General features: G+C 52.6%; 20 protein-coding genes and 1 pseudogene. 10 read left to right on the top strand and 11 right to left on the bottom strand.

The features are described 5' to 3' along the window. The first annotated feature begins 9 nt into the window (after nucleotides 1-9). A complete protein-coding gene (locus DXH47_RS05495) occupies nucleotides 10-741 on the top strand; it encodes an SDR family oxidoreductase (protein WP_129032334.1) in 732 nt (243 codons plus the stop codon). A gap of 137 nt (nucleotides 742-878) precedes the next feature. Then, the gene (locus DXH47_RS05500; RefSeq protein WP_129032336.1) at nucleotides 879-1,460 is read left to right on the top strand and encodes a uracil-DNA glycosylase family protein; all 582 of its coding nucleotides are present in this window, start codon (nucleotides 879-881) and stop codon (nucleotides 1,458-1,460) included. A 3-nt stretch (nucleotides 1,461-1,463) separates the two neighbouring features. Here DXH47_RS05500 and DXH47_RS05505 read toward each other — a convergent pair whose 3' ends face one another. After that, nucleotides 1,464-1,973 carry a cyclophilin-like fold protein gene (locus DXH47_RS05505; protein WP_129032337.1) on the bottom strand — a complete coding sequence of 170 codons (510 nt, stop codon included), beginning with the start codon at nucleotides 1,971-1,973 and terminating at the stop codon, nucleotides 1,464-1,466. Between the two features lie 221 nt (nucleotides 1,974-2,194). After that, entirely contained in the window at nucleotides 2,195-3,532 is a 1,338-nt protein-coding gene (locus tag DXH47_RS05510; RefSeq protein WP_129032339.1) for a dihydrolipoyl dehydrogenase family protein, read from the bottom strand. A gap of 224 nt (nucleotides 3,533-3,756) precedes the next feature. Here DXH47_RS05510 and DXH47_RS05515 point away from each other — a divergent pair, with 224 nt between their 5' ends. Further along, entirely contained in the window at nucleotides 3,757-4,209 is a 453-nt protein-coding gene (locus tag DXH47_RS05515; RefSeq protein ID WP_129032341.1) for an OsmC family protein, read from the top strand. Between the two features lie 92 nt (nucleotides 4,210-4,301). Here DXH47_RS05515 and DXH47_RS05520 read toward each other — a convergent pair whose 3' ends face one another. Together DXH47_RS05520 and DXH47_RS05525 are read right to left on the bottom strand one after the other, a co-directional pair. Further along, the gene (locus tag DXH47_RS05520) at nucleotides 4,302-5,234 is read right to left on the bottom strand and encodes an aldo/keto reductase (protein ID WP_129032344.1); all 933 of its coding nucleotides are present in this window, start codon (nucleotides 5,232-5,234) and stop codon (nucleotides 4,302-4,304) included. Between the two features lie 91 nt (nucleotides 5,235-5,325). After that, nucleotides 5,326-5,835, bottom strand: a complete 510-nt coding sequence (locus DXH47_RS05525) for an NAD(P)H-dependent oxidoreductase (RefSeq protein WP_129032346.1) — start codon at nucleotides 5,833-5,835, stop codon at nucleotides 5,326-5,328. Nucleotides 5,836-6,018: 183 nt separating this feature from the next. On the opposite strand from DXH47_RS05525, the pseudogene DXH47_RS05535 reads away from it, so the two are divergent. After that, a pseudogene (locus tag DXH47_RS05535) lies at nucleotides 6,019-6,381 on the top strand (MerR family transcriptional regulator). A gap of 11 nt (nucleotides 6,382-6,392) precedes the next feature. Continuing rightward, nucleotides 6,393-7,115, top strand: a complete 723-nt coding sequence (locus DXH47_RS05540) for a carboxymuconolactone decarboxylase family protein (RefSeq protein WP_129032350.1) — start codon at nucleotides 6,393-6,395, stop codon at nucleotides 7,113-7,115. Here the strand turns inward: DXH47_RS05540 and DXH47_RS05545 are convergent. Further along, nucleotides 7,026-7,541 (bottom strand): MerR family transcriptional regulator, encoded by a 516-nt coding sequence (locus DXH47_RS05545; RefSeq protein ID WP_129032351.1) that lies wholly within the window; start codon nucleotides 7,539-7,541, stop codon nucleotides 7,026-7,028. The two genes, DXH47_RS05540 and DXH47_RS05545, sit on opposite strands and share 90 nt — an antisense overlap. Nucleotides 7,542-7,644: 103 nt before the next feature. Here DXH47_RS05545 and DXH47_RS05550 point away from each other — a divergent pair, with 103 nt between their 5' ends. Both DXH47_RS05550 and DXH47_RS05555 read left to right on the top strand, forming a co-directional pair. Next, nucleotides 7,645-8,391: an SDR family oxidoreductase gene (locus DXH47_RS05550; RefSeq protein WP_129032353.1), complete on the top strand. Its 747-nt coding sequence runs from the start codon at nucleotides 7,645-7,647 to the stop codon at nucleotides 8,389-8,391. Nucleotides 8,392-8,412: 21 nt separating this feature from the next. Beyond that, nucleotides 8,413-8,907 (top strand): flavodoxin, encoded by a 495-nt coding sequence (locus tag DXH47_RS05555; protein ID WP_129032355.1) that lies wholly within the window; start codon nucleotides 8,413-8,415, stop codon nucleotides 8,905-8,907. Nucleotides 8,908-8,964: 57 nt separating this feature from the next. Here DXH47_RS05555 and DXH47_RS05560 read toward each other — a convergent pair whose 3' ends face one another. Next, entirely contained in the window at nucleotides 8,965-9,849 is an 885-nt protein-coding gene (locus DXH47_RS05560; RefSeq protein ID WP_129032357.1) for a LysR family transcriptional regulator, read from the bottom strand. A 113-nt stretch (nucleotides 9,850-9,962) separates the two neighbouring features. Between DXH47_RS05560 and DXH47_RS05565 the strand changes: the two genes are divergently transcribed. Next, nucleotides 9,963-10,493 (top strand): DapH/DapD/GlmU-related protein, encoded by a 531-nt coding sequence (locus tag DXH47_RS05565; protein ID WP_129032359.1) that lies wholly within the window; start codon nucleotides 9,963-9,965, stop codon nucleotides 10,491-10,493. A gap of 22 nt (nucleotides 10,494-10,515) precedes the next feature. Beyond that, nucleotides 10,516-11,262 (top strand): SDR family oxidoreductase, encoded by a 747-nt coding sequence (locus tag DXH47_RS05570; protein WP_129032361.1) that lies wholly within the window; start codon nucleotides 10,516-10,518, stop codon nucleotides 11,260-11,262. Nucleotides 11,263-11,328: 66 nt separating this feature from the next. Here the strand turns inward: DXH47_RS05570 and DXH47_RS05575 are convergent, their stop codons facing one another. Then, nucleotides 11,329-11,745, bottom strand: coding sequence for a Zn-Finger Containing protein (locus DXH47_RS05575; protein ID WP_129032363.1), 417 nt, complete (start codon nucleotides 11,743-11,745; stop codon nucleotides 11,329-11,331). 78 nt (nucleotides 11,746-11,823) lie between these two features. Further along, the gene (locus DXH47_RS05580; RefSeq protein WP_129032365.1) at nucleotides 11,824-12,540 is read right to left on the bottom strand and encodes a sulfite exporter TauE/SafE family protein; all 717 of its coding nucleotides are present in this window, start codon (nucleotides 12,538-12,540) and stop codon (nucleotides 11,824-11,826) included. 129 nt (nucleotides 12,541-12,669) lie between these two features. Between DXH47_RS05580 and DXH47_RS05585 the strand changes: the two genes are divergently transcribed. Then, nucleotides 12,670-13,176, top strand: a complete 507-nt coding sequence (locus tag DXH47_RS05585; protein ID WP_129032367.1) for a GNAT family N-acetyltransferase — start codon at nucleotides 12,670-12,672, stop codon at nucleotides 13,174-13,176. Between the two features lie 69 nt (nucleotides 13,177-13,245). Here the strand turns inward: DXH47_RS05585 and DXH47_RS05590 are convergent, their stop codons facing one another. From DXH47_RS05590 to DXH47_RS05600, 3 genes are all read right to left on the bottom strand, one after another. After that, a complete protein-coding gene (locus tag DXH47_RS05590) occupies nucleotides 13,246-13,563 on the bottom strand; it encodes a DMT family transporter (RefSeq protein WP_129032369.1) in 318 nt (105 codons plus the stop codon). Nucleotides 13,564-13,862: 299 nt separating this feature from the next. After that, nucleotides 13,863-16,445, bottom strand: a complete 2,583-nt coding sequence (locus DXH47_RS05595; RefSeq protein ID WP_129032371.1) for a KxYKxGKxW signal peptide domain-containing protein — start codon at nucleotides 16,443-16,445, stop codon at nucleotides 13,863-13,865. 465 nt (nucleotides 16,446-16,910) lie between these two features. After that, nucleotides 16,911-18,889 (bottom strand): bacterial Ig-like domain-containing protein (locus tag DXH47_RS05600; protein WP_129032373.1); only part of this gene is annotated, 1,979 nt, incomplete at its 5' end.

Here is an 18,889-nt window from a genome sequence, read left to right on the forward strand (position 1 = left end):
ACTAAATTTATGAGTTTACAAGATAAAGTAATCGTCATCACGGGCGCTTCCAGCGGCATCGGGTTGGCGACGACCAAGCGCCTGTTGGCAGATGGGGCGAAGCTGGCCGTCGCGGCACGGCACGTTGACAGTTTGACGGCTTTGCAGCAGCAACATTCCGACCAATTATTAGTGCAAAAAGTCGATGTGAGTCAGTTCGACCAGGTCAAGGGGTTAATTGACGCCACGGTCGCTCAATTTGGGCAAGTCGACGCGCTCTTTAACAACGCCGGGGTGATGCCGGTGAGCTACCTGCGTGAAGGGCGGCGGCAGGACTGGCAAGCCATGCTCGACATTAACATCATGGGAGTCTTAAACGGCATCGATGCCGTTTTGCCCGTGATGGAAAAGCAGGGCCACGGCCACATTTTGACGACCGATTCTACGGCCGGCCACAAGACCTTTCCAAAGTTTGCGGTTTACAGTGGTACGAAATTTGCCGTCCGAGCAATCATGGAAGGCTTGCGACAAGAAGAACGCGGCAAGAACATCAAGTCGACCCTGATCACGCCGGGAACTACCAAGACTCAACTGTACACTACGATCCCAGATGAAGCGGGTCGCAAGGATGAATTGGCCACGCAAGCCAACGCCGCCTTATTGGCGGACGATATGGCGCAAGCCGTTGAATTTACGTTAGACACGCCGGACCGGATGTCAGTCAGTGAAATTCACGTTCGACCGACGAACCAAGAACCTTAAAGGCGCAGAATCAACTTAAACTTAGAACAAGCAAACTGGCGTGACTCACATTTAATCGTGAGTCACGCCAGTTTGCGTCCCCTTTTACCGCTCATATGAGTGCGGTAAACTAGACTAAAAATAAGGAGGTTTTGCGCATGCCAACAGCTGCCGAACTTAAAGTGGCGATTCGAAACGATCCGGAAAACGCGGCCTTTACCGCTAAGGGGTGGGACCCATTGTTTCACGTGTTGCCCAGCGCCACGATTTTAGTGATCAGCCAGGCGCCGGGACGGGTCGCCCAGACTACGGCGACCTACTTCAACGACGCCAGTGGGGACCGCTTGCGCGACTGGATGGGCGTCAGTCGCGAACAATTTTACGACAGTGACAAGGTGGCCGTCATGCCGCTGGACTTCTATTATCCGGGTAAAGGCAAAAGTGGCGACTTGCCCCCGCGTAAAGGCTTTGCCGCAAAGTGGCATCAGCCGTTATTGGCTTTGATGCCCAACGTTCAATTGACCCTACTAGTCGGGCAATACGCCATCAAAGCTTACTTGGGCAAACGCCGCTACAAGACGTTAACGGCCACGGTCCGGCACTACGATGAGTATCTCCCGGACTACTTTCCGTTGGTTCACCCGTCACCGTTGAATTACGGCTGGCAGAAGCGCAACCCGTGGTTTCAGACCGATGTGGTGCCGGAGTTGCAGCAACGGGTCCAACGGGCGTTCCGTTAATCTCTATTCTTTGGTAATCCGAACGTTGACGTGATTGCCCATGGTCTTAACCACGTGGCGGTAATTAGTGGCGTCGAACTTTCCAATAATATGAATCCCCTCATAGTAGGATTCGGTTCCCCAGTAAAAGACAATTCTGCGCTGGGGCGACCAATAGCCAATGGCGCCCTGGGTGCCAGCGTGGCCGCTGGGCATCCCTTTGGTCGGCAAGGAATGGTGGAGATTAGCGACTTTTTCGGGCATGTCGGCGTAGTCGCTAAAGCGCAACGTGGTAGGAAGTTCCTGAGCAAACGCCCGGGCCGCACTCGAGTTATTTAAATGGGCTTTGAGTCGAGTGCCGTTGATGGTGATGGTGATTTTAGTGGATGCCTTTTGGTGCGTGGACGACACTTGACTGGTGCGTTCCTGGGGATTTTTAGCCGCTGAACTCGGATGAGCCGCTTTAGGTTGCGCACAACCGGCTAACAGCGATACAGCGACGAAAGTTAAGGTTAAGCGAGATAAGATTTTCATAGTTCACCCTCTAGTTTTGATAGCTCTATGCTAGTGGTAAAGTTAAACTATGTCGAATGCCTATATCCTATTAACAGCCATAATTAAAAACTATAGTTGTCAGTAATGGGGGCAAACGAGCGCCATAGGTAATCTTTGAACTAGGCTTTATTTCAGCAAAATGCGTTCCGCACCGGCCGCGATGACCGAGACGGAACGCATTTTTAATGACTTGAGTTGAGTTAGGCCCGATGCCAAGCGGCGTAGCCTAAGGTTGGGAACAACCCTACTAAGCGGTTGACTTGTGCCGGACTGAATTTAAATTCAATGGCAGGCAACAAGGTGTTGATGGCTTCGGGGGCTTGGTCACTGATTTCGGTGACGCCGACCAGATGTCCATCCTGGTCGTGGATCTGGGTGCTAGCCGCCAGGGGTTCCTTATCGATGCGGTAGTACCAGTAGTGGGCCAAATCGTTAGTGCTGATGGTCAGGCCCTGTTGTTTGCCATCATCGACCGACATGCCGGCCTGGGCAATCCGCGGTGAGGTGAAGACCACGGACGGAGTGACCGGAAAATCGATGGCCGCGGTGGTTTCACCGGAGAAGAGTTGCATGAGATATTTGGATTCAAAGGTGGCCGCAGGCGTCAACTTGGGCTGGGTGCTCTTGATGACGTCACCCGACGCGTAGATGTTGGTTTCGGTGGTCTGTAAGTGGTCGTTGACCTGGATGCCATGACGGTCGTAGTCGACGTTGACGTTTTCAAGGCCCAGATCGTCTAAGTTTGGAATCCGGCCGGTAGCGTCTAGAATCCAGTCGGTGGCTAATTGCTGGTGGTCACCGTAGGCTACTTCCAGATGGTCGCCAGTTTTGGCGAAGCTTTGGACGTTGGCGTTTGCAACGAAGGTCACGCCACGTTGTTTGAGGTCTTCCACCACAGCCTTGACGTAAGGCTGATAGAAGTGCCGCAAAACCGTGTCGCCGTGCAAGAGGATGGTCACCTTGGCACCGGCCGCATTGGCAATCGTCGCAAATTCCATGCTGATGTAGCCTGAGCCGATAATGGTGATGCGCGCCGGTAACTTTTGGAGGTTCAAAAAGTCGGTGCTGTCGTGGGCCAAATCGGTGCCGGGGATGTCCAAGCGGTGGGGCTTGAGCCCAGTGGCGATGACGATCTTGTCGGCCGTCACGGTTTGTTTCCCATCGACTACCACGGTATGGGCGTCTTGGAAACGGGCGTGGCCCCGGATAATGGTGGCCCCGTTACTGGTCAGGCGCTGTTCGAGTCCGGCCGGTAAGGGGTCAATAATGTCTTGCTTATGGGCCATGTTGCGGCTCCAGTTAATCGTCATCTGGTGGTGGTTTAAAATATCACCCAAGCGGTTGGATTCGCGGGTGAGCTTTACCGCTTCGTCCAGGGCGATTTTGGCGTTACAGCCGCGGTTGGTACAAGTCCCACCCATTAAACCGCTTTCAATCACGCCCACGCGAACACCAGTCCCGGCTAAAGGCGCGGCACCGTCGTGGCTGCCGTGGCCGCCACCAATGTAGAGGACGTCGTAATCAAACTTTGTTGTCATCAAATATCCCTCCAGCAATTATTGTCTGGTTTCAACTTAAAGCATTTTGGCACACTTGGCAATAGTTTTGGCCCAAAAAGGTGGGCTGGCGTATCTAGTTTAAGGGTCGCCCATAGTCCGGATAATTAAGCTAGTGGCCCAACGTGGCCGGAAAGAAGCGCCGTGATATCTCGGAGAAAAGCGACCTGCTACACTGCGTCTAAGCACACTTAGGAGGGACGATTATGAAGGTTGAAAACTCGCTTTACCACACGTTCGTGCAGAACCATAACGGCTTAAAGGGCACCACGTTTGTCGAAGGAAACGAAGGCTGGTCACTAGGGGTTTCTAGTTCACTCATCAAGGCACCGGGGACCAATCCCGAACAGCTCTTAGGCTTCGCCATTGCGACCTGCTTTAACGGCACGTTACGGTTGATTCAGCGCCGTGAGCACACCGCCGAAGATTCGCAGTTGCGAGTTAGAGTCGACATCGTGAAAGACGCAGTCGGGTACAAGTTCATTATCGATGCGCAGGTGCGGATGCCGAAACACTCGTCGACGGATGCCGAACGCCTGGTATCCACGGCTTTAGCGGAGTGTCCGGTGGCTAAGATCGTGAAACAGGACGTGGATGTGAATTTCCGGGTCGTCGACCGCTTCGAAGACGACGAGACCGAACCGGCTTACGGGGAATAAAACGAGCTACACGAGGCAAACAAGCGCCCTAACCAGCTTGAAGACTAATCTTCAAACTGGTTAGGGCGCGATTTTATGGTCAAGAGTAGTGGTTAATTTTCCTGCAGGTTTTGTTCCCACTCACGAATGGTGTCCACACCAAGTTCGGAAGCCGTCCGTTCTAAGGTGTGGATATCTTCAACGCTCAGAGTCGTGTGGGCTACCTGAGCGGCGTCGTTGACCTGGGCGACCTTGGTGACACCGATGATGGGTAACGTTCCCTTGGACATGGCCCAGGCCATGGCCGTTTGGGCCGCACTCAAGTCGTATTTCTGCCCGATTTGAGTCAGTTGGTCGACCAGGGGGCGAATCATCGGCAGTAGCGGGTTATAAGTCTGGGCCCGTGCCGTGTCTTCAGGGAAGGGGTGCTCGGTGGTATAGTGCCCGGTCAACGCACCTTGTTCTAAGACCATGTAGGCAAAGAAGGTCAGGTTCTGCTGATGGCAGTAATCCAAGATACCGGCGATTTCAGAAGTCCGGTCGAGGAGACTAAGGTGGTTTTGAATCGCGCTTAAGTGATATCCAGCCGCACCCAAAATCTCTTGGACCCGTTTGATTTCGTTGAGGTTGTGGTTGGACACCCCAACGCGCTTGATTTGACCACGCTTCAGGAGTGGAATCAAAGCTGGCGTCCAACGTTCGACGTCGGCAGCGTTATGGATCCAGTACAAGTCCACGCTATCCGTTTGAAGGCGGTCTAAACTCCCGGCCAGCATCGTGGCAACCGGGTCATCGGCAGCGGTGTCCGCGAGTTGCGGCGTGAACTTAGTCGAGAGTTGCAGCTTGTCGCGCGATGTGGCTTGTGTCAGATTGCCCAAAATCTTTTCGGAGGCGCCAGCACCATACGCGTAAGCCGTGTCCCAAAGGGTTAAGCCTTGGGCGATAGCGGCCTGGTAGACGTCTTTGAAGTGGGCTTCGTCGTAATGGTTCCCGAAATAACTGTCCCCCCAGGCCCAAGTGCCCATGGTAATTTTAGGAAAAGTCATTTTAATTCACCTCCCTTAGGCGATTGGAGGCGTCTTGGGCAACGATAAACTTAACTGTAACCATTAATCAAAGTCCCCTAACGTTGGTAATTCAGAAGTCAACACCATAGGTCGCGTAACGTTGGGCTTGCTGAGCTAAGGCGTCATCGCTAATCATTGAGGCACCGATCGTCACGAACGGCTTCAAATAGTTCGTGCCGATCAGCCGACTAGTCGCTTGTAAAGGCCGCAAGAGTTTGGTGATGGTATAGCGAGCGAATTGGTCTTTGCCATAGTTGTCGGCCCCCGGTGAGACGGCGATTAGAAGTTCCTTCCCGTGGAGTGCGTTGCCGTTAGTGCCGTACGCCCAGCCATAAGTCAAGACGTCATCTTCCCATTGTTTCAACAGTGCCGGTGTACTGTACCAGTACATCGGAAATTGGAGGACGATGCGGTCGGTTTGGGCTAATACCTTCTGTTCGGTCGGGACGTCGATTTTAAAATCGGGGTAGAGTTGATACAGGTTCCGGACCGTGACGGGTTCGTCCAGAGCATCCGCCAACGTGTGGTTGACACGGGATTCCTCGAAGTGGGGGTGAAACAAGAACACAGTCGTTTGCACAGGACATCTTCCTTTCAAAATTAAATCATTGACCAACGCTAGTCTACCCCCTAGTACCGGTTAGAAGGCAACTAGGTTGACTCGAAAAATTCAGATGGGTGAGTCGTGTGGGGGCGAAATAGTTGGCGGGATTGGTGGGGACCCTTATAATTAAAAGCAAAATTGACTAAGGGGCCTGATAAAATGAGCTATAGTATCAAAGAAGCGGCCCAACTGGTGGGGGTGTCCACTTATCGGATTCGCTACTACGACCAATAGGGGCTGATTCCCAACCACCAACGCGACGCGCATAACAACCGGGCCTTCGACGAGGACTCGCTAGAGTCATTGCGCTTGATCGCGTGTTTTCGGACCACCAACATGTCGTTGGCCGAGATTCGCCGTTACGTCGACCTGCTTCAGGACGGCGTTAAAACGCGGCCAAAACGACTGGAGATTATGAAACATCATCAGCAACCGATTCAGGATTTAGCGTCATTATTGCAGAATAATTTAACCATCGTGAAGCATAAAATTGCGGATATGCAGGCTGGCAAGTACATCTAGAGGTGACCATTATGGCAAACAAATTAAATCAACGGTTACAAACTTGGATTCCCGACGACCCCGACTTTCTGAACTTAGAAGAGGACTTTATTAGAGCGATTCGTGCCGATACCGTGGCCTTGGACCCGGGCGACACCGAACTGATTCCCTTAATCGCGATGGTGGTCCAACAGAGTGACACCACGTTGTCCGCTCAGATTGCGGCAACCTTAGCGGCGGGCGTGACTCCCGTCAAGTTGCTAGAAGTCGTGTACCAATTGGAACCGGTCGTGGGCTTGCCCAAGGTCACGTTGGCCTTGCGCCGGATTCACGCGGTCTTTCGCGATCAAGATCTTACGGTGACGCCGGCCCCAGCCACGGCGACGTCCGCTGAAGCGGGGGCGGCGATTCAAGCCCAACTGTACGGGACCGAAATCAAGGATTTAATGGCCGACCTGCCGGCGAAGGCCAATCAATGCCTACCGGAATGGTTAACGGACCATTTCTTCACCCAATATTACCAGCGCCCCAGTTTGACCGTAGCCCAACGGGAGCGCTACGGCTTGATGGCATTGATTACCTTGAACGTGGATTTTCAGATTAACGCTCACGCTAAAGGCAGCTTAAAAGCGGGTAACTCCGAAACGATTTTGGTCTGGTCGGCCTTACAGCTCTTGCCGTTTATTGGTTTCCCCTTGGTCATCAACAGCGTCCAGAAGATTCACGCCGCGGCCGCGCAATTGGAGCTCGCGTAATAGTTGCGGGTCTGGTAAATCGGGGTGTTGGGCCTGAACGTGGGCTTCGGTGCCGTTGTCGACAGCGCGTTGGTGGTAGTCACATTTATAATCGAGGACCGCAAAAGTCTGTTCGAGTTGCTCGAGTTGGTCGGCCATGCGTTGCCGGGCGTGTTGAAAGAGCGCCAGACGTTGAGATAACGTCGAGTCACCAGCCTGGACGAGTGTCATGAATTGCTTAATGTCGCGAATAGACAGGCCGGTCCGCTTCAGGCATTCGACGATGCGTAAAGTATTCAAGTCCTTAGCGGTGAATTGCCGGTAGCCGGCTGCGTTCTTACTCAGACCGGGGATGAGGCCTTGCTGGTCGTAGTAGCGTAAGGTGGGGACGGACAATTGAAATTGAGTCGCGACTTCGCTGATGGAATAAGTGGTTTTAGTGGGCATGAAAGGTCCTCCATTCTAAAATTCAAAAGTTACGCTTGCCCTCAAGTCCGCTTGAGGGTTTAGGGTGAGTCTAACACAAAATAAAGAAAGGTGGAATTCTCACATGGCAATTAAAGATAAAGTTGTGCTGATTACGGGGGCTTCTTCTGGTATCGGTGAAGCCACAGCCAAGCAATTAGCGGCTGAAGGTGCCAAGGTGGTTTTAGGTTCGCGGCGAGAAACCAAGCTCCAACAGATTGTTAACGACATCGAACAGGCAGGCGGCACAGCGACCTACCGGGTGACCGACGTGACGAAACGCGCGGACAGTCAGGCGCTGGTTCAGTTAGCCAAGGACACCTACGGGCAAGTGGACGTGTTGTTCTTGAACGCTGGGTTAATGCCGAACTCACCCCTTTCAGCGTTGCACGTGGACGAGTGGGACCAGATGGTCGACGTCAATTTAAAGGGTGTCATGTATGGCATCGCGGCGGTCTTGCCGGACTTCACGGCGCAAAAGCACGGTCAAATCATCGCTACTTCGTCCGTTGCTGGGTTGAAGGCTTACCCGGGTGGCGCCATTTATGGGGCGACCAAGTGGGCGGTCAAGGACTTGATGGAAGTCTTACGGATGGAATCGGCCCAAGAAAAGACCCACATTCGGACCACGACGATTTACCCGGCCGCCATTCAATCAGAATTATTAGACACGATTACGGACAACTCAACGGCTCAGGACGCCCAAGACTTGTACGATGCTTACCAAATCAGCCCGCAACGGATCGCTGACGTGGTGGCCTACGCCATCAACCAGCCGGAAGATACGACCGTTAACGAGATGACGGTGGGCCCTTCGATTCAGAGCTGGTAAACAAGTAAGGAGTACAGTAACATGACTGATACATTGATTCTAGATTACTCTTGGTCCGGCACCACGCCCAAGTTGGCCCAACAGTTGCAAACGGCGCTGCAGGCCGACCGGCTCGCGGTTACGGTGGCCCCCGACACCTTTCCCGCGGACATGACGGCAACCGACAAAGTGGCTAAGCAACAGCTGGCCGCCGGCAAACTGCCGGCGTTGACCACGTCGCTACCCGATTTGAGTGGCTATCACCGCCTCTTGATTGGCGGCCCGGTCTGGTCCGGAACGGTCTCGACGCCAGTCCGGGAACTCTTGGCGACGTTACCGGCGTTTAGCGGGCAACTGGTCCCGTTTTACACCGACGCCGGCGTGGCGGGGCAGTATGAAGCTGACTTTGCTAAGCTGGCGGGTGATCACGCAACGTTACCAGGTCTCGAAATGACGGCCGGGGAGTTGCAAGATACGGCCACGGTGCAGACCAAGATTTTAACCTGGTGGCAGAGTCTGACGACGCCAGAAAACTAAGCAGAATAGTGTCAAACGGACGCCAACGCAGCCTATCGTTGGCGTCCGTTTTTTGGTTTACGGGGTGGTTAAGTTAGCTTGGAGGCGTTGTAAGAACAGCTGGGCCACGGGTGATAGTGGTTGGGTCCGCGACCAGATGATTGTGATGGGATCGACCTGTGGCGGGGTCAACGGGCGAAATGTGAGCGGCGAATTAGCGCTGGTATCGCTCAACTGGTCAAAGCCTAGGGCGTAGCAACTCCCGTTTTGGACCAGTAGGCTGGCGTTAAACAGCAAGTTGTAGGTCCCGTTGATGGTGAGGTCAGTAGCCACGTTGCGCCACCAGTCCTGAAAGCGGTGGTGCGTTTGGGCTTGTTCGGAGATCAAGAGCGGGTGACCCACTAAGTCGGTGGGCGCGATGCTAACTTGGCGGGCTAGCGGCGCCGTTTTGGGCAACAGCACGCCCCACTGATTGGTTTCCGGGAGTTTGAGGGCGTGGAAGTTGGTCAATTGGCGCGACCCCATGATGACCCCGAAGTCGAGGCGGCCGTTTGTCAGTTGGTCTTCGACTAGCGGGGCGTCCCCACTATGCAAATGGACCGTCACGGCGGGGTAATCTTTTTGGATCCCGGCGATTAAGGCCATCAGCCGCGCCATGCCCTGGCTTTCGCCGGCGCCGATGTCCAGGCTACCGCTCAAAATGGGTTGTTGAGTTTGAAGATTTTGGGTGGTTTTGTCGACCAGTGCGATGATGGTCGTGGCCCGGCTCAACAGGTAACGGCCCTGTGCAGTGAGCGTAATTTGGCGCGCGCCCCTAGTGAAGAGCGGCGTGCCGACTTCGGTCTCGAGGTCGGTCAGTTGCCGTGACAGGGTGGGTTGGGACAAATGTAACGCCCGCGCGGCACCACTGACCGTCTTGGCTTGGGCTAATGCAATAAAGTACCGTAAAACACGTAGTTCCATGGCATTTCCTCCTAAGAATGCTTTTTGACTATACTTTAACATGAAATATAGGTATTTGATATGTTTAACGTCCGCTCGTATACTAAGTGGTACTTACTCAAGGGGGAAGTCAAATGAAATTAGACTTAGCAACTTTACAAGGGATTCAGGGCGTGGTCGACCAAAACCAGCGCCTGGTTCAACACCTCAATACGGGACAACATCACCCGGCCGAGATTCGTCAATTAATGGGTGAAATCACGGGCCAATCGATCGATGACTCAGTCGAGATTCGCTTACCGTTCTACACAGATTACGGTCGCGGCCTCAAGTTGGGCCACGGGGTCTTTCTCAACAGTGGCGTGATGATTACCGATTTAGGTGGCATCATCTTAGAAGATAACGTCCTAATTGGCCCGGGTGCCAGCCTCTTGTCAGTCAACCATCCCTTGGACCCAGCGCACCGACATGAAGTCTTGGCGGACCCGATTCGCATTCAAAAGAATGCCTGGGTGGGCGCCAACGCCACCATCTTAGCGGGCGTCACGGTGGGTGAAAACGCCGTGGTTGCCGCCGGAGCAGTGGTCACCAAGGACGTCCCGGCCGCAACGGTCGTGGCGGGCGTCCCCGCAAAAGTGATTAAGAAAATTGAGTCGTCATTTTGATTTAAAAAGGAGATTTTTATCAATGAGTGTTGCAGGAAAAGTTGTTGTGATTACCGGGGCTTCTAGCGGTATCGGGGCCGCCACGGCCAAGTTGTTAGCGGCTAAAGGCGCCAAGGTGGTCTTGGGCGCCCGGCGGCAAGACCGGTTACAGGCCTTAGCTCAAGAAATTGGTGAAAACGCCAGTTACCAGGTCACGGACGTCACCAAGCGCGACCAGGTCCACGCGCTGTTAGACCTGGCCATGAGTCAGTATGGACGGATCGACGTGTTGTACAACAATGCCGGCACCATGCCCCAAGGGAACCTGGCCGACCGGGAATACGACAAGTGGCAGCTGATGCTAGACGTCAACGTGATGGGCGTCTTGAACGGTATCGGTGAAGTGCTCCCCATCATGCAACAGCAACATGCCGGGTTGATCATCACCACGGATTCCGTGGCGGGGCACGTGGTCTACCCGGATTCCGCGGTCTACAACGGAACGAAGTACGCCGTGCGGGCCATCATGGAAGACTTACGCCAAGAAGAAAAGGGCCACGGGATTCGCGCGACCATCGTGTCACCGGGCGCGGTCAAAACGGAATTGGTCAACACGATTGGTAATCCGGAAATTCAGCATAATATCAGTCAGTTGATGGCCGCCCAGGAAAGCCAGGGCTTAGCGCTCAATCCCGAAGACGTGGCGAATTCCGTGCTCTTTGCGATTGACCAGCCAGAACACGTGGCCGTGAGTGAAGTCTTGATTCGGCCAGCTGAACAGGAAGTTTAACCGATTAGATTGAATGAAAAAGCTCGCAACGGCGTCCTTTGAGGACAACTGTTGCGAGCTTTTACGTTAGGTCCGCGCGTCGAATTGGTGCCCACATTTGGGACAGGTGATGCGCACGTGGCCGTGGTGCCGAGGAATGCGAATGCGCTGATGACACTGCGCACAGCGGAAAAATTTGTATTGACGGTGCTGGCTGACCCAGTAACGCGACCGCGTCAGGGGCCGAATCACCGGAAACCATAGGCGTTGAAAACCGCGGTTGATAGCGACTTGCCGGTAAATCTGCCGGGAAAACAAGCGCCAGTAACTGATGATCAGCAACACGAACGCCACCCAGAACAACCAATGCAGGCTGCGCCAGAAACTGAGAATCAACAGGATCAGTGAGAGCCCGTTGAGCCAGCGATTCAGGGTATCGTTTTGGCCGTAACGCCCCAGCATGAAGCGTTGAAGTCGTTGAATAAATTTAGAGTTGGGTCGCAAGTGAATTTCCCTCCCAGGTAAGCTAATGTCTTATCCTAACATAGTTTGTTGGCGCCCGTTGTTTCACGTGGAACATCGCTAGAAAAACAGGTAGTAGAGGCCACTCAGCCCGATGAACCCGTAAATCCACTTCTTAAGGGTCTCCCCGTCGATTCGGTTCAGCAGGTGCGCAGCAATCAAAGTCCCTAACGCGGCGGCAACCATACCGACCAGGATGTAAGGGATATCCTGCGCCACTAAAATACCGTTGGCGACCCGGATGCTAGTGATGTAAACGGCATCGAGTAAAAAGAACCCTTGAATGGTAGCGATGTATTCGGGCATCGAGCGGGATAAGGACAGAAAGTAAAGGGCCATCAAGGGGCCACCAATCCCGAAGAGGCCGTTGAAGAACCCCGAAATGATCATGAAAAGTCCGGCAACGTACCACGGGTAGTGGCGCGCCCCGGCATTTTTGACCAGCGTGAAATACAAACACAACGCGACCAGTAGCCCGCCTAACATCAGTCGTAACAGATGTGCGTCCAAGACGTGGTCCAAGTGGACCGACCAGGTGGCGACTGCCGCATAAACGATGAAGGGAATCACGATACGCTTGGACTTGATGTAGCGATGGTAACGTAACGTGAGCCCCAGCACGCTCACGAACATGATAACACCGCCTATCCCGGCGGCTTGGGCCATGGGTAGAATCGAAGGGAAGAAAATCATCATGATGATGACCGCCCCGAAACCGGTCAAGCCTTGGACTAAACCGGCGAGTAGGGCGGGGAAAATAATGAACGCCCAGGTCACAATGTTGACCTCCTTTAAGTCATTAGTCTTGTTATCCAGTGTGGTGGTTCAACCAGGCGGTGTCAATGGGTATCTCGTAGGTAAAGAAGCGTATAATGGGGATATTAATCGCCGAAAGAAGGAATTAGGATGATGGAAGAAACGGCCCGCATCCGGGTGCGTCCCTTAGAACTGAGTGACTTAGCCGATTACCAACACATTTTGATGGACCCCCGCTTGGCCAGCGCCAGCGGCCAGCCCGCAACGATTGCCCCCAACCTGTTGGCTTACTGGTTCGAGAAGGACCGCCATAGTCCATACGCTTTTGCGGTGATTGACCGGCGCGAACGGCGCTTCGTGGGGACGATTCTTTACTATCAACATGGGAATCAGGCCAACGTCTATGACTTGGGGTATTTTTTGACGCCGCATGTTTGGGGCCATGGCATCATGCCCGTGGCAGTGCGGGCCAGTCTGCGGTTGATTACCCGCGAAGGGGGCCAAGTGACCCGGTTGTTTGCGGACTGTTTACCGGATAACCACCGTTCCCAGCGGGTTCTGGAAAAATTGGGCTTTACGTTGGTTCCTGGGATCACCGCGGCGCCAAACGTGGACCGAGTCAACTGGTATAGCAAGACACTACTGCCGTCGAAATAAAAATAAACCGGGTCGCGGACATTGGTCCGGACCCGGTTTTGGATTGCTGAGCTTTAGTGCTGAAATTGGTTAACCGACGTTGAGGTTTAAAAGAACGGTGCCGGCCACGATAAGGGCAATTCCCGAGATGATGACCGGGTTGATCTGCTCGTGCCAAATCAAGACGGAAAGCGCCGTGGTAACGACGATCCCAACGCCACCCCACAAGGCATAGGCAATATTTAAATCGATGGTTTTAATGGCCAGTGATAAGAAATAGAAACAAAGTATATAGGCCAGCAAACTCCCGGCCGTGAAGGGTAACCGTGTAAACCCATCCGAAGCTTTCAATAAGTTGGTGCCCACGAGTTCCCCCGTGATGGCAATTCCTAAGTATAAGTATCCCATGCTTGTGCGCCTCCGCATCTATGATTGTCGTTGCAATGACTCGTTACCGCACTTTTTTGGTAACGACTCATCTTACTTTATTTTCTGAAAATTAGCTATCTTTTTTTATCACGTGGTTTGGAAAACTAGCAAATTTTTAAGTAGTGATTGATTGGCATCGCAAATGAAGACCTGGTGGGGCATAACCGGGACCGCTATCACTGATAACAAGCCAACAAAAAAACAGTTCGATTTCAATGACCACAATCAAAGTGGCGCTTGAAACCGAGCTGTTTTTTATATCATATCCTAATAATTGATTAGTGTTGCTTACGCCGGTCCGTTGCCATGCCGAACGCGCCTAACAAGAGGGCCATGCCCGCCGCAATGAAACCAGTTGACTTGGTTTCATTGGTTTGGGGTAAGCCAATCGTGGCGGTGTTGGTAGCTTGACCAGTCTTTTGGGTGTTAACCGTGTTTGCCTGAGTCGTGGTGTGGGCTAACATGGTCGGCTGAGCGGCGTTACTAGTCGTCGTTGCTGGTGTAGCCGTTGCGGTGGCTGTTCCAGTCGGCGTATAAGCGCCCGTTACTGTCGCGTGACGAGTGGTCGTTGACGTCTCTGTGTTTCCGGTGACGATTTGGTCAGCGTTGCCACCACGCTTCAATTGTGTTGCGCGAGCGTTCTTAGTTGTGGCTTGGGTCGTTGATTGCGGCGTTGCGAGTTTATCGGACGCGTTTCCCGTGATGATGGTGTCGCCAGCCTCCCCAGTGGAAATGCTTGGCGTAGTCGAGTCGTCAGTATCGTTTGTGGTGACCGTATCACCAGCGTCACCGGTCGTCACCGTGTCGCCCGCATTGCCAGTCGTTGGGTTGTCACCGGTTGTCGTTGTATCGTCAGAATTGTTTGTTGACGTCCCAGTATTGTCACCGGTGTTATCTGGCGTGGTAGTCGTGCCACCACCGGTCGTGGTACCTTGGTTAGGATCCGTGACGTTGATGGTTGCGGTTTCGGCGACGATGTACGGGTCGCCGGTATTATTGTAGTCATCGGCGACTTGGTAAGCGTAGGTGACTTTGAAAGTCCCAGCCTTAGTTGCTTTGCTATCTTGTAAGATGTTGTCAGGGTCGCTGATGCTGACTTGAACTTGGTCCAAATTCAGTGGGTCGTCGTTATCGTCGAGGCCAGAAACGAAGTTGTCCGCGGCAGTCCAATCTTGGCCGACTGTTAACGCGGAGTCTTGCGTGGTGATGACCTTGCGTAACGTAATGTAGATGTATGGGGCCAATGTACTGCTGGTCCCATCACCGGTAGTGCCAGAGTCACCGTTTACCTGAACGCCAGTTGGTGTCAGACGGTAAGTGTAATCGGTCTGGGGGGTTCCATCTTTGTTTAACAAGACGGAATACCCATAATCTTTGACCAGGTCATCGATGTTTGCCTTGGTCAGATTGACATCGATTAGCCCACCCGTGTATAGGGTAGAGCCAGAGTAAGTGTCATCACCAGGCCCGAAATTGTGTAAGGAGATTTGGCCCGCGGCGACTTCCGGCATTAATGCTTGAATAGCGGCCGGCACATCTTGGTAGGAGATTCCTAATTGAATCGCGGTGACAGCATAGTATTGACCGACAATTTTATCCGGTGCTGGTGCGGCGATGCGGAAATACAAGGCACCAGATGTCCCCGCCGTGTAGTTCATCAAGTCAATTTGTTCGAGATTGGTGCTGTAGAGTTGCGGATCAGTGATGGTCAATGGGACCTTGGCCACGTAGGCGGCGTTGGCTGCTAGCGTTCCTTGGAACCGCATTTCTTCGACGTCGGCCAAACTATAGCCCGCCGCTAAGAGATCGGCGTAACTGTAGCTCATCCCACCCCCACGCAACATGAAGGTCAAGTTGACACCATCGGGTAAATCGGCTAAGAAGTCGCTGGCTGGGGTGCCATCAGCTAAGGTGACTTGAGCAGCCCGGCTACTTGCAGAGTCCGCGTAACTCGGCAACATGAACAGGAAGTTGATGTTTTGCGCCTGGTCGGTCGTATTTGTAATGTTGAAAATGGCGCTTAGGTCAGCGGTCCTGGAATCAATAATGGAGGCCGCTTGGTCACTCTTTAAGCCGTTGGTTTCGGTCAGTGAGGTCGATGTGTTTCCTTGCGCATCAGTCCCGGTTAACCGGACGTGGACTTGGACGTCATCATCAGGTTGGACGTCGTGGCCACTAGCGTTGTTCACGATAGCTGGTTCCGTGGTTTCCTGGGTTGGATCATAGGTCGTTTGTGTGGAAGCTGGGGTGGCCGTTGGGACGACGATGGAGTCTTCAGTTTGGATATTGTGCGTCGTTATCGCGTCATCAGCGGTTTTATCAGTTGCGACATCAGTGGCGTCGTTATCGTTAGTAGTGCCGTCATTGGCAACATCATTAGTCGTGTTGTTAGCGGTCGTGTCATTGTTAACGTCATTGGCTTTATTAGTGTTGGTCAACGCGTCATCGTTAGGCGTTGAACTGCTGCTGGTCCCCACATTAGTAGTGGCCCCACTGTTGGCGGCAGCGTTAGCTGCTGAATTAACATTCAGGTCGGCTTTTTCGGTAGTGGTAGCGCTTGAATTTTGAACATTTGTTGTGTTAGCGGCACTGTCCTTGGTACTGGTTACCGCGTCACCGTTAGTGGTAACCGGTTTTTCGGTGGTCGACTTAGTTGCCTTTAACGGGACAACTTTGTTTTGAGTCGCTGAACTTTGATCGCTCACGGCCGTCGTGGCGGCATCAGAACTTGATGAGGTCGAATCGGCGTTGGCAATCGTGGTTTGGGAGAGACCAATACCTAAGGTGGTCACCCCGATGGCGGCCACGAGCCACTTCTTGCCAGCCTTATAAAGCTTAAAATGTACTTTAGTTTCAAACATAACCGCTCATCCTCCGTTATTTCGTTTAGTATGTATACAAGATTTCCTTTTATTCAGCTATATCTTAATCCCTTTTTTAGATAATGCAAGAATTAATTAATCATAATAATTAGTTTATATCAAATGAATTGTGTGTGAGGGAAATAAATAAGGCTTATAAATACCGATAAATCGGCATTCTGAGCAAACTTAATCGTAGCAAAAAGCAACAAATATTTTTTCGATTTTTAAGTCGCCTAACTAAATTGGCAACAGATTAGATGAATTGTGTAAACTGAAAAATAAGTGCTGATATTTCCATATTAAAAAAACTGTAACGGTTGCTTTAATAATTTTTATCCTGGCTAAAAAGAATTAAACGGATTAACGTTCCGACGAACAAAAACTAGCTTAAACTGCCATCAGTCATTGTGTGACTGTAGTAGTCTAAGCTAGTTTAAATTTGATAGGTTAGCTCGATTGCGATTAATGTTGCTTGCGCCGATCCGTTACCAGCCCGAGTGTCCCTAACAGAAGGGCCATCCCCGCCGCAATGAAACCAGTTGGTTTGGTTTCATTAGTTTGCGGTAAGTTAGACGTGGTGTTGGCACGTTGACCAGGTTGTGAAGGGGTCTTTTGGACGTTAGTCGTGTTTGTATTAGGCGTGGTGTGAACTAATGCGGTCGGTTGGACAGAAGCTGATGTGTCGGCGTTTCTTGTGACGATTTGGTTCTCGGCGCCACTACGCTTCGATTGCGTCGTGCGGACGTTATGAATTGTGGCTTTGGGTGTTGCGAGTTTATCGGCCGCGTTTCCCGTGACGATGGTGTCATTTGCATTTCCAGTACTGATAACTGGCGAATCTGCAGTGTCCGTCCCTGGTGTGGTGGTGTCAGTATTGTTAGGGGCGACCGTATCACCAGCGCCACCGGTCGTCACCGTGTCACCCGCATTGCCCGTCGTTGGGGTGTCACCAGTGGTTGTACCGCCAGAGGTGTCAGTTGAAGTACCGGTATTGTCCCCAGTAGTGTCGGTGTCGCCGGTATTAGTTGGCGTGGTAGTTGTGTCATTACCGGTCGTAGTACTTTGGTTAGGATCCGCCACGGTGATAGTTGCGGTTTCAGCTACGATGTATGGTTCGCCGGTGTTGTAATAATCATCAGCAACTTGGTAAGCATAGGTGACTTTGAACGCCCCAGCCTTAGTGGCCTGGCCATCTTGTAAAATGTTGTCAGGATCATCGATGCTGATCTGAACTTGGTCCAGACTTAACGGGTTATCGGCATCGTCGAGACCAGAAACGAAGTTGTCCGCGGCGGTCCAGTCTTGACCGACCGTTAACGCAGAGTCCTGCGTGGTGATGACCTTGCGTAACGTCATGTAGATGTATGGGGCCAAATTAGTGCTGGTCCCATCACCGGTATCAGCGCCATCGTCCATCTGAACGCCAGTTTGTGTCAGAAGGTAAGTATAGTTGGTTTGTGGAGTCCCGTCTGCGTTTAACAAGACGGAGTACCCAACATCTTTGACCAGGTTAGCGATGTTCGCTTTGACCAAGTTGACATCGATGATGCCACCCGTGTAGAGGGTTTGACTAGAGTACGTGGTATCGCCCGCGCCAAAGTTGTGGACGGTGACTTGTCCCGCTGTAAGTTCCGGCATCAAGGCCTGGATGTCCTCGGGAACGGATTGATAGGAGATGCCAAGCTTAATGGCGGTTGCAGCGTGATACTGTCCAGCTAAACTTTCGGGCAATGCTTGCGCAATCCGGAACCGTAACACGTCATCGCGATAGGTAGCAGATTCGGCGTTGAGCACACCGATTTGTTCAAACATATTATTGGTGTAAACGTCGGGGTTGTTTAAACTCATGGGGAGATTAACGATGTAACTACTGTCGCCAGCCAACTTGCCCGTGACCTTTAATTTTGCGGTGTCGGCTAACTGATAACCGGCCACCAGAAAGTCATCGTAAGTGTAGTATTGATTATCGCCGTGAGCTTGAAAGGCAAGGGCCAAAGTGGCTGGCAGATCAGCTAAGAAGGTACTTGCTGGGGTACCATTGCTTAAAATGAGTTGCGTTGGGTTGTTATAGGCTGCATCGACCGAATGAGGTAACGAAACGGTCACGTTGACGTTTTGCGTCTGGTCAGTCGTGTTCGTCACGTTAAACAGGGCGTTGATGTTTTGGGCGTCTGAACTAATGATGGTCGCCGCCTGGCTCGTCCCGGTGATGGAGTTGTGGTTCGTCAGCGAAGTCGTGGTATTGCCAGCACTATCCGTTGCCGTTAAACGAACGTGTGCGGAAATTGCGGTATCTTCTTGAATATCTTGTCCGGCGGCGTTGTTCACGATGGCAGGGTCCGTGACGGCCTGGGTTGGATCATAGGTCGTCGCGGAAGAAGCCGGAGTGGCTATCGAAACGATAGGCGTGTTCTCAGCTACGGGCGTCCCCTTGTCGTCGT

The sequence above is a fragment of the Levilactobacillus suantsaii genome, assembly GCF_004115745.1.
In the GTDB taxonomy this organism is placed as follows: domain Bacteria; phylum Bacillota; class Bacilli; order Lactobacillales; family Lactobacillaceae; genus Levilactobacillus; species Levilactobacillus suantsaii.